At 63.0% G+C, this 2871-nt stretch carries 3 protein-coding genes; all 3 read left to right on the top strand.

Features of this window, described 5'->3' with window-relative positions:
* Nucleotides 1-783 (top strand): NAD(P)/FAD-dependent oxidoreductase (locus tag DYL59_RS31195; protein WP_135292628.1); only part of this gene is annotated, 783 nt, incomplete at its 5' end.
* Nucleotide 784: 1 nt separating this feature from the next.
* Nucleotides 785-1603: a sugar phosphate isomerase/epimerase family protein gene (locus DYL59_RS31200; RefSeq protein WP_135292629.1), complete on the top strand. Its 819-nt coding sequence runs from the start codon at nt 785-787 to the stop codon at nt 1601-1603.
* Nucleotides 1604-1653: 50 nt separating this feature from the next.
* Nucleotides 1654-2616: a Dyp-type peroxidase gene (locus tag DYL59_RS31205; protein ID WP_135292630.1), complete on the top strand. Its 963-nt coding sequence runs from the start codon at nt 1654-1656 to the stop codon at nt 2614-2616.
* The last annotated feature ends 255 nt before the right edge of the window (nt 2617-2871 follow it).

Below are 2871 nucleotides of genomic sequence, written 5' to 3' on the forward strand. Positions count from 1 at the left end.
CCTGGCGCGCGGCTGGTGGTGGTGGGTGGCGGATTTATCGGCCTGGAGGTGGCAGCCACTGCCCGTGGACTTGGCTGCGAGGTGACGGTGCTGGAAGCCGGGCCCCGCCTGGCGGGCCGGGTGCTGCCAGCGGTTATTTCCGAGGCGCTGCTGGCGTTGCATCGCGAGCAGGGCGTGGACGTGCGTTTGAACGTGGCGCTGGAGTCCATTGAGGCCGATAGCGTGTTGTTGGTGGATGGGCAGCGCTTGCCTTGCGACCTGGTGGTGGTCGGCATCGGCATGCAACCCAATATCGAATTGGCCACGGCTGCGGGGTTGGAGGTGGGGCAGGGGATTCGCGTCGATGAGTACCTGCGTACCAGTGCGCCAAATATTTATGCAGCAGGGGACGTGTGCGAGTTTCGCCTTGACGGCCTCTATCAGCGCCAGGAAACCTGGCGCAACGCCGAAGCCCAGGGCAAACATGCCGCACTGAATCTGCTGGGTCGTGAAGTGCCGTTCGACGCGCTCCCCGGTTTCTGGTCCGACCAGTACCACTGGGGTTTGCTGACCATAGGGGTGATGACGACTTCAGTGGTCACACGGGCACTGCCCGGTGGCGGCCTGTTGCTGTTCTACCTCGACGCCGATCAGCATTTGCAAGGCGCCTGTGGTTGGGCCCCAGGCAATAGCGCGGCCAAGGACATCAAACTCTGCGAACGCCTGATCCGCGCCCATGTCCCGCTGAATGCGGCCAGCCTGGCCGATCCCGAACTGTCCCTCAAACACCTGCTGCGAGGCTGATATGCGCCAATTCCTGGTGTTCCAATCCCTGTGGGCCATGCAAACCGAGCCCGGCCCCCTCGAAGCCCAGCTCGACCGTATCAAGGCCGCCGGTTTCGACGGCATCACCGACCACTACTGGAAACCCGCTGACGTCACCCGGCTGCACGCCGCGGCCACCGCGCGGGGCTTGCAGATCGAAGGCCAGTTGTTCCCGCAATCGGTGGACGACCTGGCGGCCGCGCTGGACGTGATCAGCCGCTACGGCTGTCACCACCTCACCCTGCAAGCCGATGTGCGCCCGCGTACGCAAGCCGAAGCGGCGCGTTTGGTGGAAGGCTGGCAGCGCCTGGCCGAGCAGGTGGACTTTCCCGTGCTGCTGGAAACCCACCGCTATCGCCTGACCAACGACCTGCTGTTCACCCTCGACCTGCTGGCGCAAATGCCCGACCTGAAACTGCTGGCTGACCTGTCCCACTACGTGGTCGGGCGAGAACTGCCCGAGCCGGGCGCCGCTGAGGACGATGAGCAAATCCGCACCATCTTGCGCCACAGCTGGGGTTTCCACGGACGCGTGGCCAGCAGCGAGCAAGTGCAGGTCTCGCTGGATTTTCCCCAGCATCAGCCCTGGGTGCAGCGCTTCACCGACTGGTGGCGCTACGGGATCGAAGACTGGCTGGCCCGCCCGAACACACCGCAGAGCCTGTCGTTCACCTGCGAACTGGGCCCGCCACCCTATGCAATCACGGGCGCCGATGGCCGCGAGATCAGTGACCGCTGGGGTGAAGCGCTGAAAATGCAGGCGTTGATCCGTGAGGTGTGGCGCAGTTGTCAGAAATGATCTGCTAATCTGCGCGGGTTAAAACTCGCCCTTTAGCCTGGACTTTCACCATGACCCCATCCTCTGTTCAGCCGCCCTTGGAACCGCAGTCTGTTTGCCACCCGATCACCAGCAGCGCGATTTTCATGGTCGCAACCATTGCCCCTGGCAGCGAAGGCGCGGTGCGCAGTTGGTGTGCCGACATCGCTGGCCTGGTGCGGTCGGTCGGCAAGCGTGTACCGGCGGGCAACCTGACGTGCGTCTGCGGGTTTGGCTCGGATGCCTGGGACCGGCTGTTCGGCGCGCCACGCCCGGCGGCGCTGCACCCATTTCGCGAGTTTGGTGTAGAAGGGCGCAAGGCGGTATCGACGCCGGGGGACATCCTGCTGCACATCCGCGCCGAACAGATGGACCTGTGCTTCGAACTGGCCACCCAGTTGATGGCCGCATTGGGCGACAGCGTGAAGGTGGTGGATGAGGTCCAGGGTTTCCGCTACTTCGACATGCGCAGCATCATCGGCTTTGTCGACGGCACCGAGAACCCCGTGGGGCGCAAGGCCGAAGGCTTCACCATCGTCGGTGAGGAAGACCGCGAGTTCCGTGGCGGCAGCTATGTGCTGGTGCAGAAGTACCTGCACAACATGACTGCCTGGAACGGCCTGACGGTAGAGGCGCAGGAAAAAGTAATCGGGCGCACCAAGTTGTCGGATATCGAGTTGGACGATGAGACCAAGCCGAGTAACTCCCACAGTGCGTTGACGGTCATCACCGACGAGCACGGTGAAGAAGTGAAGATCCTGCGGGACAACATGCCGTTCGGACGACCCGGCGCCGGGGAGTTCGGCACTTATTTCATCGGTTACGCACGCTCGCCGCAGCCGTTGGAATTGATGCTGGAAAACATGTTCGTCGGGCGGCCAGTGGGCAATTACGACCGATTGCTGGATTTCAGCACGGCGGTGACCGGAGGGCTGTTTTTCGTGCCCTCGGCCGACTTGCTCGAAGAGCTTGCAGACCGAACCGCAGACCTATAAGCCGCCGCAGTCCAAATGTGGGAGCGCATTTCAAGGGATGAACTCGGTCAACTGTGGGAGCTGTCGAGCTTTAGCGAGGCTGCGAAGGCGGTGGTACTGCTGGCAGATATCCCGCGCCTGAACCACCGCCTTCGCGAGCAAGCCCGCTCCCACAGTTGATCGCATTTCAAGGGATGAACTCGGTCAACTGTGGGAGCTGTCGAGCTTTAGCGAGGCTGCGAAGGCGGCGGTACTGCTGGCAACTATCCTGCGCCT

The organism is Pseudomonas kairouanensis (genome assembly GCF_004682055.1).
GTDB lineage: Bacteria > Pseudomonadota > Gammaproteobacteria > Pseudomonadales > Pseudomonadaceae > Aquipseudomonas > Aquipseudomonas kairouanensis.